Origin of the sequence: Candidatus Marifrigoribacter sp. Uisw_064 (assembly GCF_047730175.1) — a bacterium.
Classification (GTDB): domain Bacteria; phylum Bacteroidota; class Bacteroidia; order Flavobacteriales; family Flavobacteriaceae; genus Marifrigoribacter.
In genome coordinates this window covers 2655558-2670323 of the sequence record NZ_CP159833.1, presented here as the reverse complement: position 1 = coordinate 2670323, position 14766 = coordinate 2655558, and the positions used below count along the sequence as shown (strand labels likewise).

Below are 14766 nucleotides of genomic sequence, written 5' to 3'. Positions count from 1 at the left end.
TTGAGTATTATTTATTAATTTGAACTAAAGTAACCTTTCATTATTCCTCGTTTTGAGTTTTTAATGAATTGAAGGATTTCATCTCTTTCTGGAGTAGCTTCCATTTCAGCTTCAATAATCCCAGCAGCTTGAGTGGTATTATAATTTTTTTGATATAATAATCTATAAATATTCTGTATTTCTCTAATTTTTTCAGAAGTAAACCCTCTTCGGCGTAATCCAATGGAGTTGATTCCAACATAAGACATTGGTTCTCTAGCTCCTTTTACAAAAGGAGGCACATCTTTACGAACTAAAGATCCACCTGTTATAAATGCATGATTACCCAAGGTACAAAACTGGTGTACAGCCGTCATCCCTGCTAAAATAACATAATCACCAACTGTTACATGCCCAGCTAAGGTACTATTATTGGAAAAAATACAATTATCACCCACAATACAATCATGAGCAACATGACAATAAGCCATTATTAAGCAATTTTTACCAATTACTGTTTTACCTCTATCTACAGTACCTCGATTTATGGTAACGTATTCTCGAAGGGTTGTATTATCACCTATAACTACTGTAGTATCTTCGTCTTGAAATTTTAAATCTTGAGGAATTGCTGAAATTACAGAGCCTGGAAAAATATTGCAATTTTTTCCTATTCTAGCACCTTCCATGATAGTTACATTAGAACCTATCCACGTACCTTCACCAATAATTACATTATTATGAATGGTTGTAAATGGTTCTATTACTACATTTTTGGCGATTTTTGCTCCTGGATGTACGTAAGCTAAAGGTTGATTCATTTAATTATTTTTAGTTTTTACTATTTGTGCCATTAATTGTGCTTCTGTCACTACAATACCATTTACATAGGCCTTACCAGACATTAATATAATACCACGTCTAATAGGAATATCGAGTTTTAAATCGAATATTATTGTATCTCCAGGGTTTACTTGTTGCTTAAACTTAACGTTGTTTATTTTCATGAAAAATGTTAAGTAATTCTCAGGATCTGGCACAGTACTTAATGCTAAAATGCCTCCTGTTTGTGCCATTGCTTCAACAATAAGAACTCCTGGCATAACTGGGGCTCCTGGGAAATGCCCTACGAAGAATGGCTCATTCATCGTAACATTTTTAAGTCCAACGACATGATTATCAGAAAGCTCTAATATTTTATCTACAAATAAAAATGGAGGTCTATGAGGAAGCATTTCCATGATAGCATTCACATCTTTAACGGGTGTTTTATAAATATCAAACTTTGGTACTCTATTTCGTTTCTCTGCTTTAATAATTTTTGAAAGCTTTTTAGCAAATTCTGTATTAACCAAATGACCTGGTTTATTTGCTATTACTTTTCCACGAATTGGCATTCCAATTAATGCAAGATCTCCAATTACATCGAGTAACTTATGTCTTGCTGCTTCATTTGGATGATGCAATGTTAAATTATCTAAAATTCCATTTGGTTTTACTGAAATATTATCTTTTCCAAATGCAACTCTTAGTTTCTCCATTGTTTCTGGTGACACCTCTTTGTCTACATATACAATTGCATTGTTTAAATCACCCCCTTTAATAAGACCGTGTTCCAATAACATTTCAATTTCATGTAAAAAACTAAAAGTTCTAGCATCCGCTATTTCACTTTTAAATTCTGAAATATGATTAATAGAAGCATTTTGAGTTCCAAGAACATTTGTACCAAAATCAACCATGGTAGTTACTTGGTATTCATCAGCAGGCATTACAATAATCTCACTACCTGTATCTTCATCTTTATATGTAATTACCTCCTTAATAACGTAAACTTCACGTTCTGCATCTTGTTCAACGATTCCAGCCTCTTCAAGTATTTCAACAAAAAACTTAGAAGAACCATCCATTATTGGTGGTTCAGAAGCGTTTAATTCAATAAAACAATTATCTACTTGAAGGCCAACTAGTGCCGCTAAAACGTGTTCAGAAGTATTAATCTTAACTCCTAATTTCTCAAGATTGGTACCTCTTTGCGTATTTACCACAAAATTAGCGTCAGCTTCGATAACAGGATTATTTTCTAAATCAACTCTAATAAAAGAATATCCATTGTTTTCAGGAGCTGGTTTAAATGTAATTGTCACCTCTTTTCCTGTATGTAATCCAACACCCTGAAGAGAAACTTCTTTAGCTATAGTTCGTTGTTTTACCATTGATTCAGTCATTATATTTTTTTTCTAAATTGTTTATTCTTTCTAAAGTCTTAGGCAGGTTTTTAAAATGCACATAACTTTTATTGTAATCACCATAATTTAGTGCTGGTGAACCTTGTAGTGTTTCATTGTCTTTAACATTTCTCCCTATTCCACTTTGTGCTTGTATGCGCACATTATCTCCAATAGTGATATGTCCTACAATTCCAACTTGACCTCCAATCAAACAGTTTCTTCCAATTTTTGTAGAACCTGCTATACCAGTTTGAGCTGCTATTACAGTGTTTTCACCAATTTCTACATTGTGAGCTATTTGGATTTGATTATCTAGTTTCACTCCTTTTTTTATTACTGTTGAACCTAAAGTTGCTCTATCGATAGTTGTGCCAGCCCCAATATCTACATTAGCTTCAAGAATTACATTTCCTGTCTGAGGGACTTTAGTATATTCTCCTTTTTCATTAGGTGTAAAACCAAATCCATCTGCTCCTACAATCGCACCACTATGTATTACACAATTTTGCCCTATTATAGAATCAGAATATATTTTAGCTCCCGCAAATACGATAACATTATCTGCTAATTTTGCATTATCACCTATAAATACATTAGGATAAATTTTTACATTGTTACCTATAGTAACATTATCTCCTAAATATGAAAAAGCACCTAAGTAAATGTTTTCACCATAAGTAGCTGTTTCTGAAATAAAAACTGGTTGTTCAATTCCTGTTTTATTCATTTTTACTTGATTGTAATAATCTAATAATTTTGAAAAAGCCTTATAAGAATCTTCTACACGAATTAATGTCGTTGTAATTTCATTTTCAGGAACAAAATTAGCATCAACAATTGTAATCGAAGCTTTAGTTGTATAGATAAACTGCGTGTACTTAGGATTTGCAAGAAAAGTTAAACTTCCCTTTACCCCTTCTTCAATTTTAGCAAGTTTAGAAACTTCAATTTCTGGATTTCCATCAACTTCTCCTTCCAAAATTCCTGCTATTTGTGCCGCTGTAAATTTCACACGTTAAATTTAGTTGTTAATATTGATAATCGTACAAAAATAGAAAAAAAGGATAACTAAATGGATTTTGGGAAACACATATAATTTTTTACTACAACTTTAGATAAAGCTTTTAGGTTTAATTGATCACTTGCATTGGCTACATCAATTACTTTTCCTGACTTTGTCAATAGATTTATGGTATCCTTATCCATCCGATACGCTTGATTAAATATAGTGCCTGTAAATACAAAATAGCTAGATTCATTTTCAGAAATTCCATATTTCTGCATTACATTTTTATTTTTTACGGAAATTTCATCTTCGGTAAATTCTTCAGAAATGATTTTTATTTTTAATAAATCTCTATTCAATAACATTTTAGAAATAGAACTCAATACAAAGTCTTTTTCATTTACCCATGATTTCATTGCCATAATAATATCGTAATCATCTAATTTCGAAAATATTGAAATAGTGCTAGCATTAAAATTATCTGAAGTAATAGTATGATTTAAGAAATATGAAAGCGATGTGCTTGCTGGTAAAGTATCCCCCCTTTTTGTGAGTTCTTTTGCTCTCTTTAATAGTTTCATTAACAGTTGTTCTGCGACTAAACTAGTTTTATGCAGATACACTTGCCAGTACATTAATCTTCTGGCAATAATAAATTTTTCTACTGAATAAATTCCTTTTTCTTCAACTACAAGATGATCATCTATTACATTTAACATAGATATTAATCGTTCTGAATTAATAGAACCTTCAGAAACACCTGTATAAAAACTATCTCTTTTAAGATAATCTAGACGGTCCATATCCAACTGTCCTGACACTAATTGATTTAAAAAAGCGCGATGATATTCATTTTTAAATATTTGAATAGCTAATGTTAACCTGTTGTTAAATTCAGCATTTAAAACGTCCATAAATTTTAAGGAAATTTCTTCATGACTAACATTATTAACAATGCTATGCTCCATCGCATGAGAAAATGGGCCATGGCCTATATCATGTAATAAAATAGCAATATAGAGAGCCTCGGCTTCTTTATCAGAAATCACAACCCCCTTAAAACGAAGTACATGTACGGATTTTTGCATTAAATGCATTGCTCCTAAAGCATGTTGAAAACGGGTGTGATGCGCTCCGGGATATACCAGATATGACATTCCCATTTGAGATATTCTTCTTAACCTTTGGAAGTATTTATGTTCAATTAATTCGAAGACAAGAATACTTGGAATAGTAATAAAACCATATATTGGGTCGTTTATGATTTTGAGTTTGTTATTAGAATTCAAACTTTAACTTTTAATTAATACTGACATTATTTTCGTGAAGCTTATTAGGAATACTATTTGATAGTTGTAATTCGTATTCTCTTCAGAAAAACAAAACAAATATACATATATGAACGACATAAAAGTACTTTGGGTAGATGACGAAATTGATTTATTAAAACCACATATTATATTTCTTGAAAAGAAGAATTATAAAGTAACTACAGCTCAAAGTGGTACAGAAGCATTAGAGGAAATAAATAAAGATAATTTTGATGTCGTATTCCTTGATGAAAACATGCCTGGACTTACAGGATTGGAAACGCTTGCTGAAATAAAAGAACAACAAGCCTCTCTTCCTGTTATTATGATTACTAAAAGTGAGGAAGAATATATTATGGAAGAAGCAATAGGATCTAAAATTGCTGATTACTTAATTAAACCTGTTAATCCACACCAAATATTATTAAGTTTAAAGAAAACATTAGATCACTCTAAATTGATTTCTCAAAAAACAACCTCCAATTATCAGCAAGAATTTAGAAAAATAGCCATGGATTTATCTATGGTGAATTCATTTGAAGGATGGGCGGATATGTATCAAAAGTTAGTTTACTGGGAACTAGAACTAGAAGGTATAAACGATTCTGGTATGTTTGAAATTTTGGAATCACAAAAAAATGAAGCAAATACTCAATTTTGTAAGTTTATAGAAAAAAATTACCCTAATTGGTTTGATGGATCTACAGAGGCACCAACGATGTCTCACACCTTATTTAAAGAAAAAATTCTTCCACATGTTAAAGAACAAAAAACACTTTTAATCGTAGTAGATAATTTAAGGTATGATCAATGGAAGGCTTTTGAGCCTTTTCTAAGCGATGTTTATAAAAAAACAACTGAAGAATTGTACTACAGTATTTTACCAACGGCAACACAATATTCACGAAATGCTATATTTTCAGGCTTAATGCCTAGTGATATGGAAAAATTACATCCAGATTATTGGCTAAATGATACAGATGAAGGTGGTAAAAACATGTTTGAAAAAGATTTTTTAAGAGCTCAATTAAAACGCCTGGGCCTTAATGTTGATTGGAGTTACCATAAAATCTCAAGTTTAAGACAAGGAAAAAAATTATCTGATAATTTTAGAAGTCATAAAAATGAAGACCTTACTGTTGTAGTTTACAATTTCGTTGATATGTTATCTCATTCAAAAACTGAAATGGAGGTAATAAAAGAATTAGCATCAACAGATAAATCGTATCGTTCATTAACTCAAAGCTGGTTTAAAAACTCACCATTGCTTGATATCATTCAACAAGCTTCAAGTTTAGGATTCAAATTAATTATTACCACAGACCATGGAACTATTAATGTGAAAAATCCAACTAAAGTAATTGGCGATAAAAACATAAGCTCGAACTTAAGATATAAAACAGGTCGAAGTTTATCATTTGATGAGAAAGATGTGTTATTGGCTAAAGATCCAAAAAGTATACATCTACCAACTATTAATATGAGTAGTTCATTTATTTTCGCTAAAGGAGATTTATTTTTTGCTTACCCCAACAACTATAACCATTTTGTTAGTTATTATAGAAATACCTATCAACATGGAGGAGTTTCATTAGAAGAAGTGATAATTCCCTTTGTAGTATTAGAGCCAAAATAGTAAATATTGTAGGAATAATCCTTGTAAGGTGTGAATAGTCGATACTTTTTGTTAATAATCGTAGAAATAAGTTACATTTGTTTTTTAAAATTACTATGGAGTACACGTTTACGAAGGATCAAATCCCTGAAATAGCAATGAAGGTTTTATCTGAAATTAAAACAAAAATTGTATTATTTTATGGTGAAATGGGAACCGGTAAGACGACTCTAATTAAAGAAATTGCAAAGCAATTAGGAGTTAATGAGGTAATGAGTAGTCCAACATTTTCAATAGTAAATGAGTATAAATTAAATGAAGGAAAATTATTTCACTTTGATTTTTACAGAATAGAAAATAAAGAGGAAGCATATGACATAGGGATAGAAGAATATTTTTATTCAGGTTTCTGGAATTTAATAGAATGGCCAGAGAAAATTGAAAACTTATTGCCTGAGAAAAGCACTAATATTAAACTAACTAATAATAAAAACGGAAGTAGAACAATAATGATAAAGCCAATGAATTAGATTGTTACGATAAACATACATGTTATTTTTCCTATTAAATTATTAATGAAAATCATACAAATTTAATAGGTGAAATTTTGTGAAAAACAAAACTTACTAATATACGCCCAAGATAATTGATATACTTGTGTTTTTCTTGTATAGGTTTGTACTATTAACCTCACAAAATATAACATTATGAAACTTACAAAGTATTTATTTATCGTTGCAATTTTTGGATCTACATTATTTATTTCTTGTACACCTGAAAACGTTGAAGATGGACAAACAGAACAACAAATTGACAAAAACCAAAAACCATTACAAAACGGATAAAAAATCCTTAGTAATAGGTGGCGTCATTGTTCTTTTAATAGCAATTAGTCCATACTTATTTTATTTATACGAAAGTTTCCCAGAGTTAAAAATCTGGGAAACTTTCTTGTTTACTTTAGAAACAAGTTTTCCTTCTTGGTATTCATTTGCATGGTATTTTTCAGGAAAAGCTATTCCACTTTATTTATTATTACTTTGGTTTTTTACCTGTAAACATTGGTGGCATTGGATTATTTTAGTTCCTATTGCTATGTATTCTTTTCAGCTCTGGGGCGTTTTAAATGAAAGTAATGATTTAGATTCACTTTCATTTTATTATGTAGTCCCATTAATGATGGTAATCATCCCTTCTGTTTATGTGATTCGTGCTAAATTATTTGATAAAGTACGTGGAGATGATCTTAAAGCATTCGAAGAAGAATTGGGTCAAAAAAGAACACTTTGGCAACAAATCAAAGATTTATTTAGATAGATTAGCCCCTACTCAATTGTTTTAGATAAAAAGAAGGCTTGATTTTATATTTTTTATAAAAAGCCTTCGAAAATGACTCTGCATTTTTAAAACCATTTTCTTTTGCAATAGCTACAATCGTAAAGCTCCTCAATTTATCATTCATTTGCAATTCTGTAAAAGCATATGTTATCCTTAAGTCATTTAAATACTGACTGAAATTATTATCTTTTTCAATATTTATCACTTTTGATAAATATTTATGGTTGGTGCCAAATGTTTTAGCAAGTTGATTAATAGTAATATCACTCTTTAAATAGCCTTTCTTCCGCTCAAAAGTTTCTAACTTATCTAGAATATCATTAAAAATATCTCTAGGAACTTTTAATTGACTTATACTTTTAGCCTTATTTACTAAATGCATTAACTCTTTATGCCGAACTTTATACGTTTGCTGTCTTTTATAATAAAGAATAAGTATTAGTATACAGGTGCTTAATACCCCTAAAACAATCCAAATAATACTTTTAGATTTTATATTATCAAATTTTAATTCTTCAATTATTTTTTCTTTTTCCTTAAATAATTCTGGGTTTTCAAATTCTTTTATCAAAGTAGGTTCAAAAAATTGATAATTTTTTATTATAATACTATCAACTTCAATTAGTTTATTTAAGCATTTAAGTCTTTTATTTAAATCAATATTTTCATTAGTATAATAGTCAAGTAATTTCTCATAAATCATTCTATGATAAGGTACTAAAGAAGATTTATTTTTATTTAATATAGAATCTGCTTTTAGTAAATACGTTACTCCTTCTTTTTTATTATTTAACTCATAAAGGTTTAGGCCTTTAAACAAATAAATGCTCTTAAAGTGTTTATTGCCTCCTATGGTCTCCAATTTAAAACTAGAAAGTAAATCATTAATTGTATCAAGCGAAGCTCTATAGTTTTTCTTATAGTAATTTATTTCAGCATGACTTGTTGGAAAAATAATTTCATATTTATATTTTACGTTGGGTGTACCATTATACTTTTTTATTTTTTTATACCCAATATCTAAATAGTACTGTGCAGAATCCAATAACTTTAGTTCTATATAACAAAGAACAAAATTTGAAATAGAATACAATTCATTCTCTAAGTATAAATCATTCAAATTAATATCGGCACCTTTTCTTCTTGACTTCTTCAACTCATCATAATAATCAATTTCAGTAATTAATTTATGTCTTTTTTTTTGTAATACTAAAGCCGCTCTTTTGTTACCCCAAAATATTTTAATGTAAATTAACACATCAGATAAGTAAACTTGATGAGCAATGTTGTTATTCTTAACAGCTATTTTATAAGCTTTTATATAATTATTAAACGCAAATTCTAATTCTCCTTCTAGATAATATTCAGTCGCCTTTAAAATATATCCAATTCCAGGATAAGTAATATTCTTGATATTATGGGTTAAATAAATGATACTATCAGCAAACTGTATGTTTTTTTGAGGATGGAAAATTCTAGCCAATCGATCATAGCCTCTCGCCATTTTAATGGTGTCTTGTTCTTTTCTAGCCCTATTTAAATAGGTTCTAGCCACTTTTTCAGCTCTAATGGAATCAAATTCTACATTATTAAACAAAGTCAATAAAGCTTCATCTTCCATTTTACTTAATGCTTCAGCAGAAAACTCCTGAGCAGAAATGGAATAAGTCAATAAAAATACAAACCAAATAAATCGCATATATAATCATATTATTAATAGCAAGTTATAAAAATTTAACTCCTTGAGAAAGGGGGTTTTTCCTGTATTTTATTAATCTCTAAATTGGCTATTTATTGCAGTTCAACCTTTTTGTCGATATTCATGAATTTCGAGTCGTAATTCATGAATCATCGTATACTCTACTTGTTTTTAAGCTTTTACTTAGCATATATTTACTCATGATTTCTGTCATAATTTGATGTTATCTAAAAATTATTCATTATTAAAGCCAGCTGGACATTTCACCTATTATTAACTGGGGAGTTAAAAGGGAATTCGTTTTAAGCTGGTTTTTTATTATTGTTCACAAACTTGACAAATTTCCTAAAAGGAGAATGTTTTTAAAAAAGGGTTTTCAAATAATAACTTTATTTGGCATCAAATCAAGAATTTAAATAAAACACATTTTAATAATCCATTTCCTCCAACTCTATTTCATAAGATAAAACAATGATTTTAGTTTATGCTTATTCAACACTATGATTATGATCATCCTTATTTGGTATTTACATTTTGTTATCGGCATTCATGAATATAGAGTCGGTTTTCATGAATCATCATATACTCGACTTGTTTTAAGGCTTTTACTTAGCATATATTTACCAAATGATATATATCAAAATGTTTGTCATAAAAATTAAAATCTATAAAAACCAGCTGGACAATACACTAGTGTAGAGTTAAAAGAAGATCTCAAAATAGATTTAAAATGATTTGCATTACAATGAAAAAAGCGGAAACCGAAAAGCTTAACTAAGAGTAGGTATTTAAAAATAATTATTATGAAAACAATCGCATACTTTTTTATTTCATTAACATTATTACCAACAATTATTTCATGTTCCCATGAAAGCAATACAGTTAAAAATGATACAGCAGATTTTAAAACAGAAGTTAATCATCTTATAGACGATGCATTATTAATTCAGGATGAATTAAGTAAATCAAGAAACCCCATTGAGGATATCGATCAAGAAACTCTCGATTATTATGCTAGTTTACTTGGTTATGATCCAGGTATTGCTAATGTTGAAGATGTTAATCAGTTAATAGAACATTATGGTATTGCTACTGAAGAAGGTTTAATGTCTTTTTTAGATCAATATCCTATAGATGAAGTAACAAAACAAACTTTAGACGCAATTTCAAAAGGAAATTGGATAGAAAACCTAAATACAGTTCCTGGTTTTTCTGAACTAGACATATCTGAAAAAGAGATTATCCAGTTTGCAAACACATTCGTTATAGAATCTGAGAATAGATTTGGTTGTGGTGTAGGTGCCTTTATTGGAATAATCATAGGAGGCTTTATTTGTACCCCTATTTGCCATATAATTGGAGCAATAATAGGTTGCTGGGGAGGAAAACAGTAAAAATTAATCAGTCAGGTTTAATACAAATGTATTAAACCTGATATTTATTTAAAATCATTTAATATGAAAATTATACATTTATTTTTATTATTTATTCCTTTTATATCTTACACACAAGAAGTAACAGAAGGTAGTTTTGACTCTAATGGATTTATTGAATTTAATAGCTCTTTAGGGTTTTCCACAATAACTTTAAAAGATAACTTTAAAACGAATGCAACTATAGTTGAAGGAGTTTTGTCAAAAGAGGTTCTTATTTCAAAGAGGTTTTCAATTGTTCCAGGAATTGGAATTTTAAAAATCAATACAGATTTCATAGATATTGAAGGAAATCAATCACATTTAACTAATGATTTAATTATTATACCTTTTAATTTAAGGTATAATACAAGTACTATATCTGATTTTATGCCCTACTTTGAGGCTGGTGTTTATGGAAGTTATTTATTTAAATCGGTTGTTGAAATAGAACGTATTAATAAAAATGACAAAGAAAATAAATTAGGAGGAAGTATTGGGCTTCAGGCAACTATAGGTATACAACAAATAATTAACGAAAAGTTTTTTTTTAGATTAAGTTTTAATACAAAAGGTGATATAATTCAATTTAATAAAAATTCTAAGCCTAATTTTAAAATTAATGAGCTATATGCTTTACAGTTAGGTTTTGGAATTCGTAAATAAATATATGATGCAAATTAGAGCTTTAATAGTATTATTAATTACTACTAATTTATCATGCACCTCTAAAAGCCCAGTTCTTGACATAATAAATGATAGTTTACTAAATACCCAAAAAGTGTATTTAGTGTTTAGAGGAACTAATACAAAAGAAGGATACCTGGCAAGTAATTTTAATATTAAATATAAAAAAGCATCACATGTCGGAATTGCTGTTTTTATCAATAATAAATGGAAAATTTACCATGTAATAAATTCGGTAGACAAAGAAAAAAAAGATTTTAGAGCTTCTGATTTTATTACTTTTTTTAATGATTCTGAAGAAAATATAAAACATGCTAGTGTTTGGGAAATAAATCATTTAAGAAATTCAGAAAGAATAGATCTAATTACTGAAATAAAAAGATATGAATCATTACCTATTGTTTTTGATAAATCTTTTTCACTAGATTCAACTAAATTGTATTGTTCCGAATTCATTAATAATGTTTTATTTAAGATCAATAAAAATAAATTCAAATTTAAAATTCATAAAAAAAAACTAAATTCAATTCAATCAAAGATTCTCAAAAGAGATACACTTTATTATTATCCAGTAGATGTTTTTCAATTAAATAGAAATATTAATATAATAAAGGAATGGAATTCAAATTAATTCCTTTTTGTTTAAAGTTTCTTTTTAAAATTCTTAAAATAATTACGTAAATTGGTCATATATCTTTTAACCAATGACAAAACCAACTTCCCCATTTACTAGAGCGCAGCTTTTACCCCAGGAAGAAACTTTAGAAATAGCAAGAAAAAAAGACGCACTATATATTGGTATTGCAAAAGAAACACATTTTCAAGAAAAACGGATTTGCCTTACGCCAGATGCAGTAAATGCAATTGTAGCTAATGGTCATAAAGTATTAATAGAAGAAGGCGCTGGTATTGAGGCGGGGTTTACAGACAGAGCGTATAGTGAAGCTGGAGCCGAAATAACTAACGACACTAAAAAAGTTTTTGAATGCCCCATTTTATTAAAAGTAGAACCTCCTACCCTAGAAGAAATTAAGCTAATAAAACCTAAAACAGTTTTAATTTCTGCTCTACAACTTAAAACTCGACAAAAACCCTATTTTGAAGCACTTGCTAAAAAGAAAATTACAGCACTTGCTTTCGAATTTATAAAAGATGAAGATAATAGCTACCCAGCTGTCAAAGCATTAAGTGAAATTGCAGGTACTGCCTCAGTTTTAATTGCTGCTGAGTTAATGGTAAATGCTAAAGATGGGAATGGCTTATTGTTTGGTAATATTAGTGGGGTTCCCCCTGCCGAAGTAGTTATTATTGGTGCTGGAGCTGTTGGTGAATTTGCGACTCGTTCTGCCCTTGGATTAGGAGCCAATGTAAAAGTCTTTGATCATTCATTAACACGATTACGTAAAATTCAAGCGAACTTAGGAACTACATTTTTCACTTCAACGATACAACCTAAGTACTTAATGAAAGCCTTACGAAGGTGTGATGTTGCCATAGGCGCAGTAAGAGGTTCTCATCGATCTCCAATTTTAGTAACAGAAGGGATGGTTGAAAATATGAAAAACGGAGCTGTAATTATTGATGTAAGTGTCGATATGGGAGGTTGTTTTGAAACTACTGAAACTACAAGTCATGATAATCCTACACGACTTAAACATGGTGTAATTCATTATGGAGTTCCAAATATACCAGCCCGATACCCTAAAACTGCCTCAATATCAATCAGTAACATCTTTACTCCCTATTTATTAAATATTGCTGAATGTGGAGGTGTAGAAAATGCGATACGTTTTGATAGTGGTTTAAGAAATGGGTTGTATTTTTACCGCGGAATTCTAACCAATAAGGCAGTTGCAGATTGGTTTGATATGCCATACAGTGATATTAATCTATTAATCTATTAATCTATTAAAATTGAAATTTATTAAACGTTTAGGCTTCTACTCTGGAGGCTTTATTATCGGTCTACTCCTATTGTTTTTCTTTTTGAGTGGTAAAGGGGCATCATGTGAATACAGTTATTTTCCCAATGCAAGAACATTAAAAAATATGCGTAATAAAGAACGAGTATTTTCTGATGAAACAATACAGTATTTGAAAAAGCAGCAATTAGATACTTCAGCTATTTCAATTCTATTAGCAAATGGGAATGTGTTATTTTCTGAAAGTAATACAGAACTAGATTCTTGTAAAATATATGTAATTGAAGGAACTGTTTCAGAAAAAGAGCTGAAAATTTCAGTTGAAAACTGTGATGAAAAAGTAACAATACTAAGTGCTGATTCTAATTAGAATTAAACCTTTCTACGTTTTTTCTCTTTTTTTATTAAGGAAAGCTCTCTACTAGTTTGTCCAGCAACAGATGTATTTTCTTCTGCACGACGAATTAAATAAGGCATCACATCTTTTACAGGACCAAAAGGAATGTATTTAGCTACATTATACCCTTCTGCACCAAGATTATAACTAATATGATCACTCATTCCGTACAGTTGTCCAAACCATACATCACTGTGATTTTTAGCAATGCCTTTAGATTCCATAATTTCCATTGCTTTATAACTACTTTCTTCATTATGGGTTCCTAAAAACAAAAATATATCGTCTAAATGATCAAAGATATAACTCATCACCGCATTAAAATTATCATCTGTTGCTTGCTTATTAGCACACATAGGCGTTGGGTAATTCAACTCCTCTGCCCTATCATTTTCTTTTTCTAAATAAGCGCCACGAACAATTTTGAAACCAACTTTATATCCTTTTTCAACCCCTCTTTGATGTATTTCTTTTAAATAATCTAAACGGTCCCATCGATAGCATTGAAGTGTATTACAAAGTACAGCTCTCTCTTTGTTATACGTTTCCATCATTTCTTCACAAAGATCATCGGCTGCTTTTTGCATCCACGTTTCTTCAGCATCAATAAGCAATGTGATACCTGTTTCATAAGCTGCTTTGCAAACCGTATCAAACCTTTGAACAATACGATTCCATTCTTCTTTTTCAGAATCATTTAAAGGCTTATTTTCAGTTACTTTTTGCCAAATTTCAAATCGCCCGAATCCGGTAGGTTTAAAAACAGAAAAAGGCATTGCCTGTTTTATTTCAGCAAATTTTGTAAGCTCTAACACCTTGTTCATCGTCATATCAAATTGACTTTCCTCTTCCTTTCCCTCTACTGAATAATCTAAAACGGAAATAACTCCTTCATTATACATTTTATCTACTACAGGAATACAATCATTTTCGTTGACACCTCCACAAAAATGATCAAATACGGTTGAACGTACTAAGCCTTCTACAGGTAAATTAATGTTTAAGGCAAATTTGGTCACTGCAGTACCAATTTTTACCAATGGTTCGTTTGCGATCATTTTAAATAAAAAGTAAGCGCGTTCAAGTTCAGAATCACTTTTTAATTTAAAAGCTGCTTCTGTGTTATCGAAAAGAGATTTTGATACCATAATTCATGATTAATAAAACAAA

15 protein-coding genes are annotated in these 14766 nt (G+C 29.7%); 9 read left to right on the top strand and 6 right to left on the bottom strand.

Annotated elements, in window-relative coordinates:
- Positions 1-14: 14 nt before the first annotated feature.
- From lpxA to ABXT64_RS11960, 4 genes are read right to left on the bottom strand one after another with little or no spacing between them, the layout of a single operon-like run.
- A complete protein-coding gene (gene lpxA, locus ABXT64_RS11975; RefSeq protein ID WP_443633169.1) occupies positions 15-800 on the bottom strand; it encodes an acyl-ACP--UDP-N-acetylglucosamine O-acyltransferase in 786 nt (261 codons plus the stop codon).
- Positions 801-2207 carry a bifunctional UDP-3-O-[3-hydroxymyristoyl] N-acetylglucosamine deacetylase/3-hydroxyacyl-ACP dehydratase gene (locus ABXT64_RS11970; protein ID WP_443633168.1) on the bottom strand — a complete coding sequence of 469 codons (1407 nt, stop codon included), beginning with the start codon at positions 2205-2207 and terminating at the stop codon, positions 801-803.
- Positions 2200-3222 (bottom strand): UDP-3-O-(3-hydroxymyristoyl)glucosamine N-acyltransferase, encoded by a 1023-nt coding sequence (gene lpxD, locus ABXT64_RS11965; protein WP_443633167.1) that lies wholly within the window; start codon positions 3220-3222, stop codon positions 2200-2202. The genes ABXT64_RS11970 and lpxD overlap by 8 nt, the downstream gene beginning before the upstream one ends.
- A gap of 56 nt (positions 3223-3278) precedes the next feature.
- Positions 3279-4505, bottom strand: coding sequence for an HD domain-containing protein (locus ABXT64_RS11960; RefSeq protein WP_443633166.1), 1227 nt, complete (start codon positions 4503-4505; stop codon positions 3279-3281).
- A 109-nt stretch (positions 4506-4614) separates the two neighbouring features.
- Between ABXT64_RS11960 and porX the strand changes: the two genes are divergently transcribed.
- From porX to ABXT64_RS11940, 4 genes are all read left to right on the top strand, one after another.
- The gene (gene porX / locus ABXT64_RS11955; RefSeq protein WP_443633165.1) at positions 4615-6162 is read left to right on the top strand and encodes a T9SS response regulator signal transducer PorX; all 1548 of its coding nucleotides are present in this window, start codon (positions 4615-4617) and stop codon (positions 6160-6162) included.
- A gap of 95 nt (positions 6163-6257) precedes the next feature.
- Positions 6258-6671, top strand: coding sequence for a tRNA (adenosine(37)-N6)-threonylcarbamoyltransferase complex ATPase subunit type 1 TsaE (gene tsaE / locus ABXT64_RS11950; protein WP_443633164.1), 414 nt, complete (start codon positions 6258-6260; stop codon positions 6669-6671).
- Positions 6672-6848: 177 nt separating this feature from the next.
- Positions 6849-6986 carry a hypothetical protein gene (locus tag ABXT64_RS11945; protein ID WP_443633163.1) on the top strand — a complete coding sequence of 46 codons (138 nt, stop codon included), beginning with the start codon at positions 6849-6851 and terminating at the stop codon, positions 6984-6986.
- The gene (locus tag ABXT64_RS11940; RefSeq protein WP_443633162.1) at positions 6952-7458 is read left to right on the top strand and encodes a hypothetical protein; all 507 of its coding nucleotides are present in this window, start codon (positions 6952-6954) and stop codon (positions 7456-7458) included. Before ABXT64_RS11945 ends, ABXT64_RS11940 begins: the two co-directional genes overlap by 35 nt.
- A gap of 1 nt (position 7459) precedes the next feature.
- Here the strand turns inward: ABXT64_RS11940 and ABXT64_RS11935 are convergent, their stop codons facing one another.
- On the bottom strand, positions 7460-9178 hold the full coding sequence (locus ABXT64_RS11935) for a helix-turn-helix domain-containing protein (protein ID WP_443633161.1): 1719 nt from the start codon (positions 9176-9178) through the stop codon (positions 7460-7462).
- An 803-nt stretch (positions 9179-9981) separates the two neighbouring features.
- Between ABXT64_RS11935 and ABXT64_RS11930 the strand changes: the two genes are divergently transcribed.
- From ABXT64_RS11930 to ABXT64_RS11910, 5 genes are all read left to right on the top strand, one after another.
- Positions 9982-10572, top strand: a complete 591-nt coding sequence (locus tag ABXT64_RS11930; RefSeq protein WP_443633160.1) for a hypothetical protein — start codon at positions 9982-9984, stop codon at positions 10570-10572.
- A gap of 63 nt (positions 10573-10635) precedes the next feature.
- The gene (locus ABXT64_RS11925; protein ID WP_443633159.1) at positions 10636-11256 is read left to right on the top strand and encodes an outer membrane beta-barrel protein; all 621 of its coding nucleotides are present in this window, start codon (positions 10636-10638) and stop codon (positions 11254-11256) included.
- A gap of 4 nt (positions 11257-11260) precedes the next feature.
- Entirely contained in the window at positions 11261-11908 is a 648-nt protein-coding gene (locus ABXT64_RS11920; protein ID WP_443633158.1) for a hypothetical protein, read from the top strand.
- Between the two features lie 73 nt (positions 11909-11981).
- On the top strand, positions 11982-13181 hold the full coding sequence (locus tag ABXT64_RS11915; protein ID WP_443633157.1) for an alanine dehydrogenase: 1200 nt from the start codon (positions 11982-11984) through the stop codon (positions 13179-13181).
- Positions 13182-13191: 10 nt separating this feature from the next.
- Entirely contained in the window at positions 13192-13569 is a 378-nt protein-coding gene (locus ABXT64_RS11910; protein ID WP_443633156.1) for a hypothetical protein, read from the top strand.
- A 2-nt stretch (positions 13570-13571) separates the two neighbouring features.
- Here the strand turns inward: ABXT64_RS11910 and ABXT64_RS11905 are convergent, their stop codons facing one another.
- Positions 13572-14744: a proline dehydrogenase family protein gene (locus ABXT64_RS11905; RefSeq protein WP_443633155.1), complete on the bottom strand. Its 1173-nt coding sequence runs from the start codon at positions 14742-14744 to the stop codon at positions 13572-13574.
- Positions 14745-14766 lie beyond the last annotated feature (22 nt).

Bases quoted from the DNA above. Each gene is read 5' to 3' on its own strand.
- ABXT64_RS11930 (WP_443633160.1), top strand. From the start codon at position 9,982: ATGAAAACAATCGCATACTTTTTTATTTCATTAACATTATTACCAACA.
- ABXT64_RS11935 (WP_443633161.1), bottom strand. From the start codon at position 9,178: ATGCGATTTATTTGGTTTGTATTTTTATTGACTTATTCCATTTCTGCT.
- ABXT64_RS11970 (WP_443633168.1), bottom strand. From the start codon at position 2,207: ATGACTGAATCAATGGTAAAACAACGAACTATAGCTAAAGAAGTTTCT.
- ABXT64_RS11915 (WP_443633157.1), top strand. From the start codon at position 11,982: ATGACAAAACCAACTTCCCCATTTACTAGAGCGCAGCTTTTACCCCAG.
- porX (WP_443633165.1), top strand. From the start codon at position 4,615: ATGAACGACATAAAAGTACTTTGGGTAGATGACGAAATTGATTTATTA.
- ABXT64_RS11920 (WP_443633158.1), top strand. From the start codon at position 11,261: ATGATGCAAATTAGAGCTTTAATAGTATTATTAATTACTACTAATTTA.
- ABXT64_RS11945 (WP_443633163.1), top strand. From the start codon at position 6,849: ATGAAACTTACAAAGTATTTATTTATCGTTGCAATTTTTGGATCTACA.
- tsaE (WP_443633164.1), top strand. From the start codon at position 6,258: ATGGAGTACACGTTTACGAAGGATCAAATCCCTGAAATAGCAATGAAG.
- lpxA (WP_443633169.1), bottom strand. From the start codon at position 800: ATGAATCAACCTTTAGCTTACGTACATCCAGGAGCAAAAATCGCCAAA.
- ABXT64_RS11925 (WP_443633159.1), top strand. From the start codon at position 10,636: ATGAAAATTATACATTTATTTTTATTATTTATTCCTTTTATATCTTAC.
- ABXT64_RS11905 (WP_443633155.1), bottom strand. From the start codon at position 14,744: ATGGTATCAAAATCTCTTTTCGATAACACAGAAGCAGCTTTTAAATTA.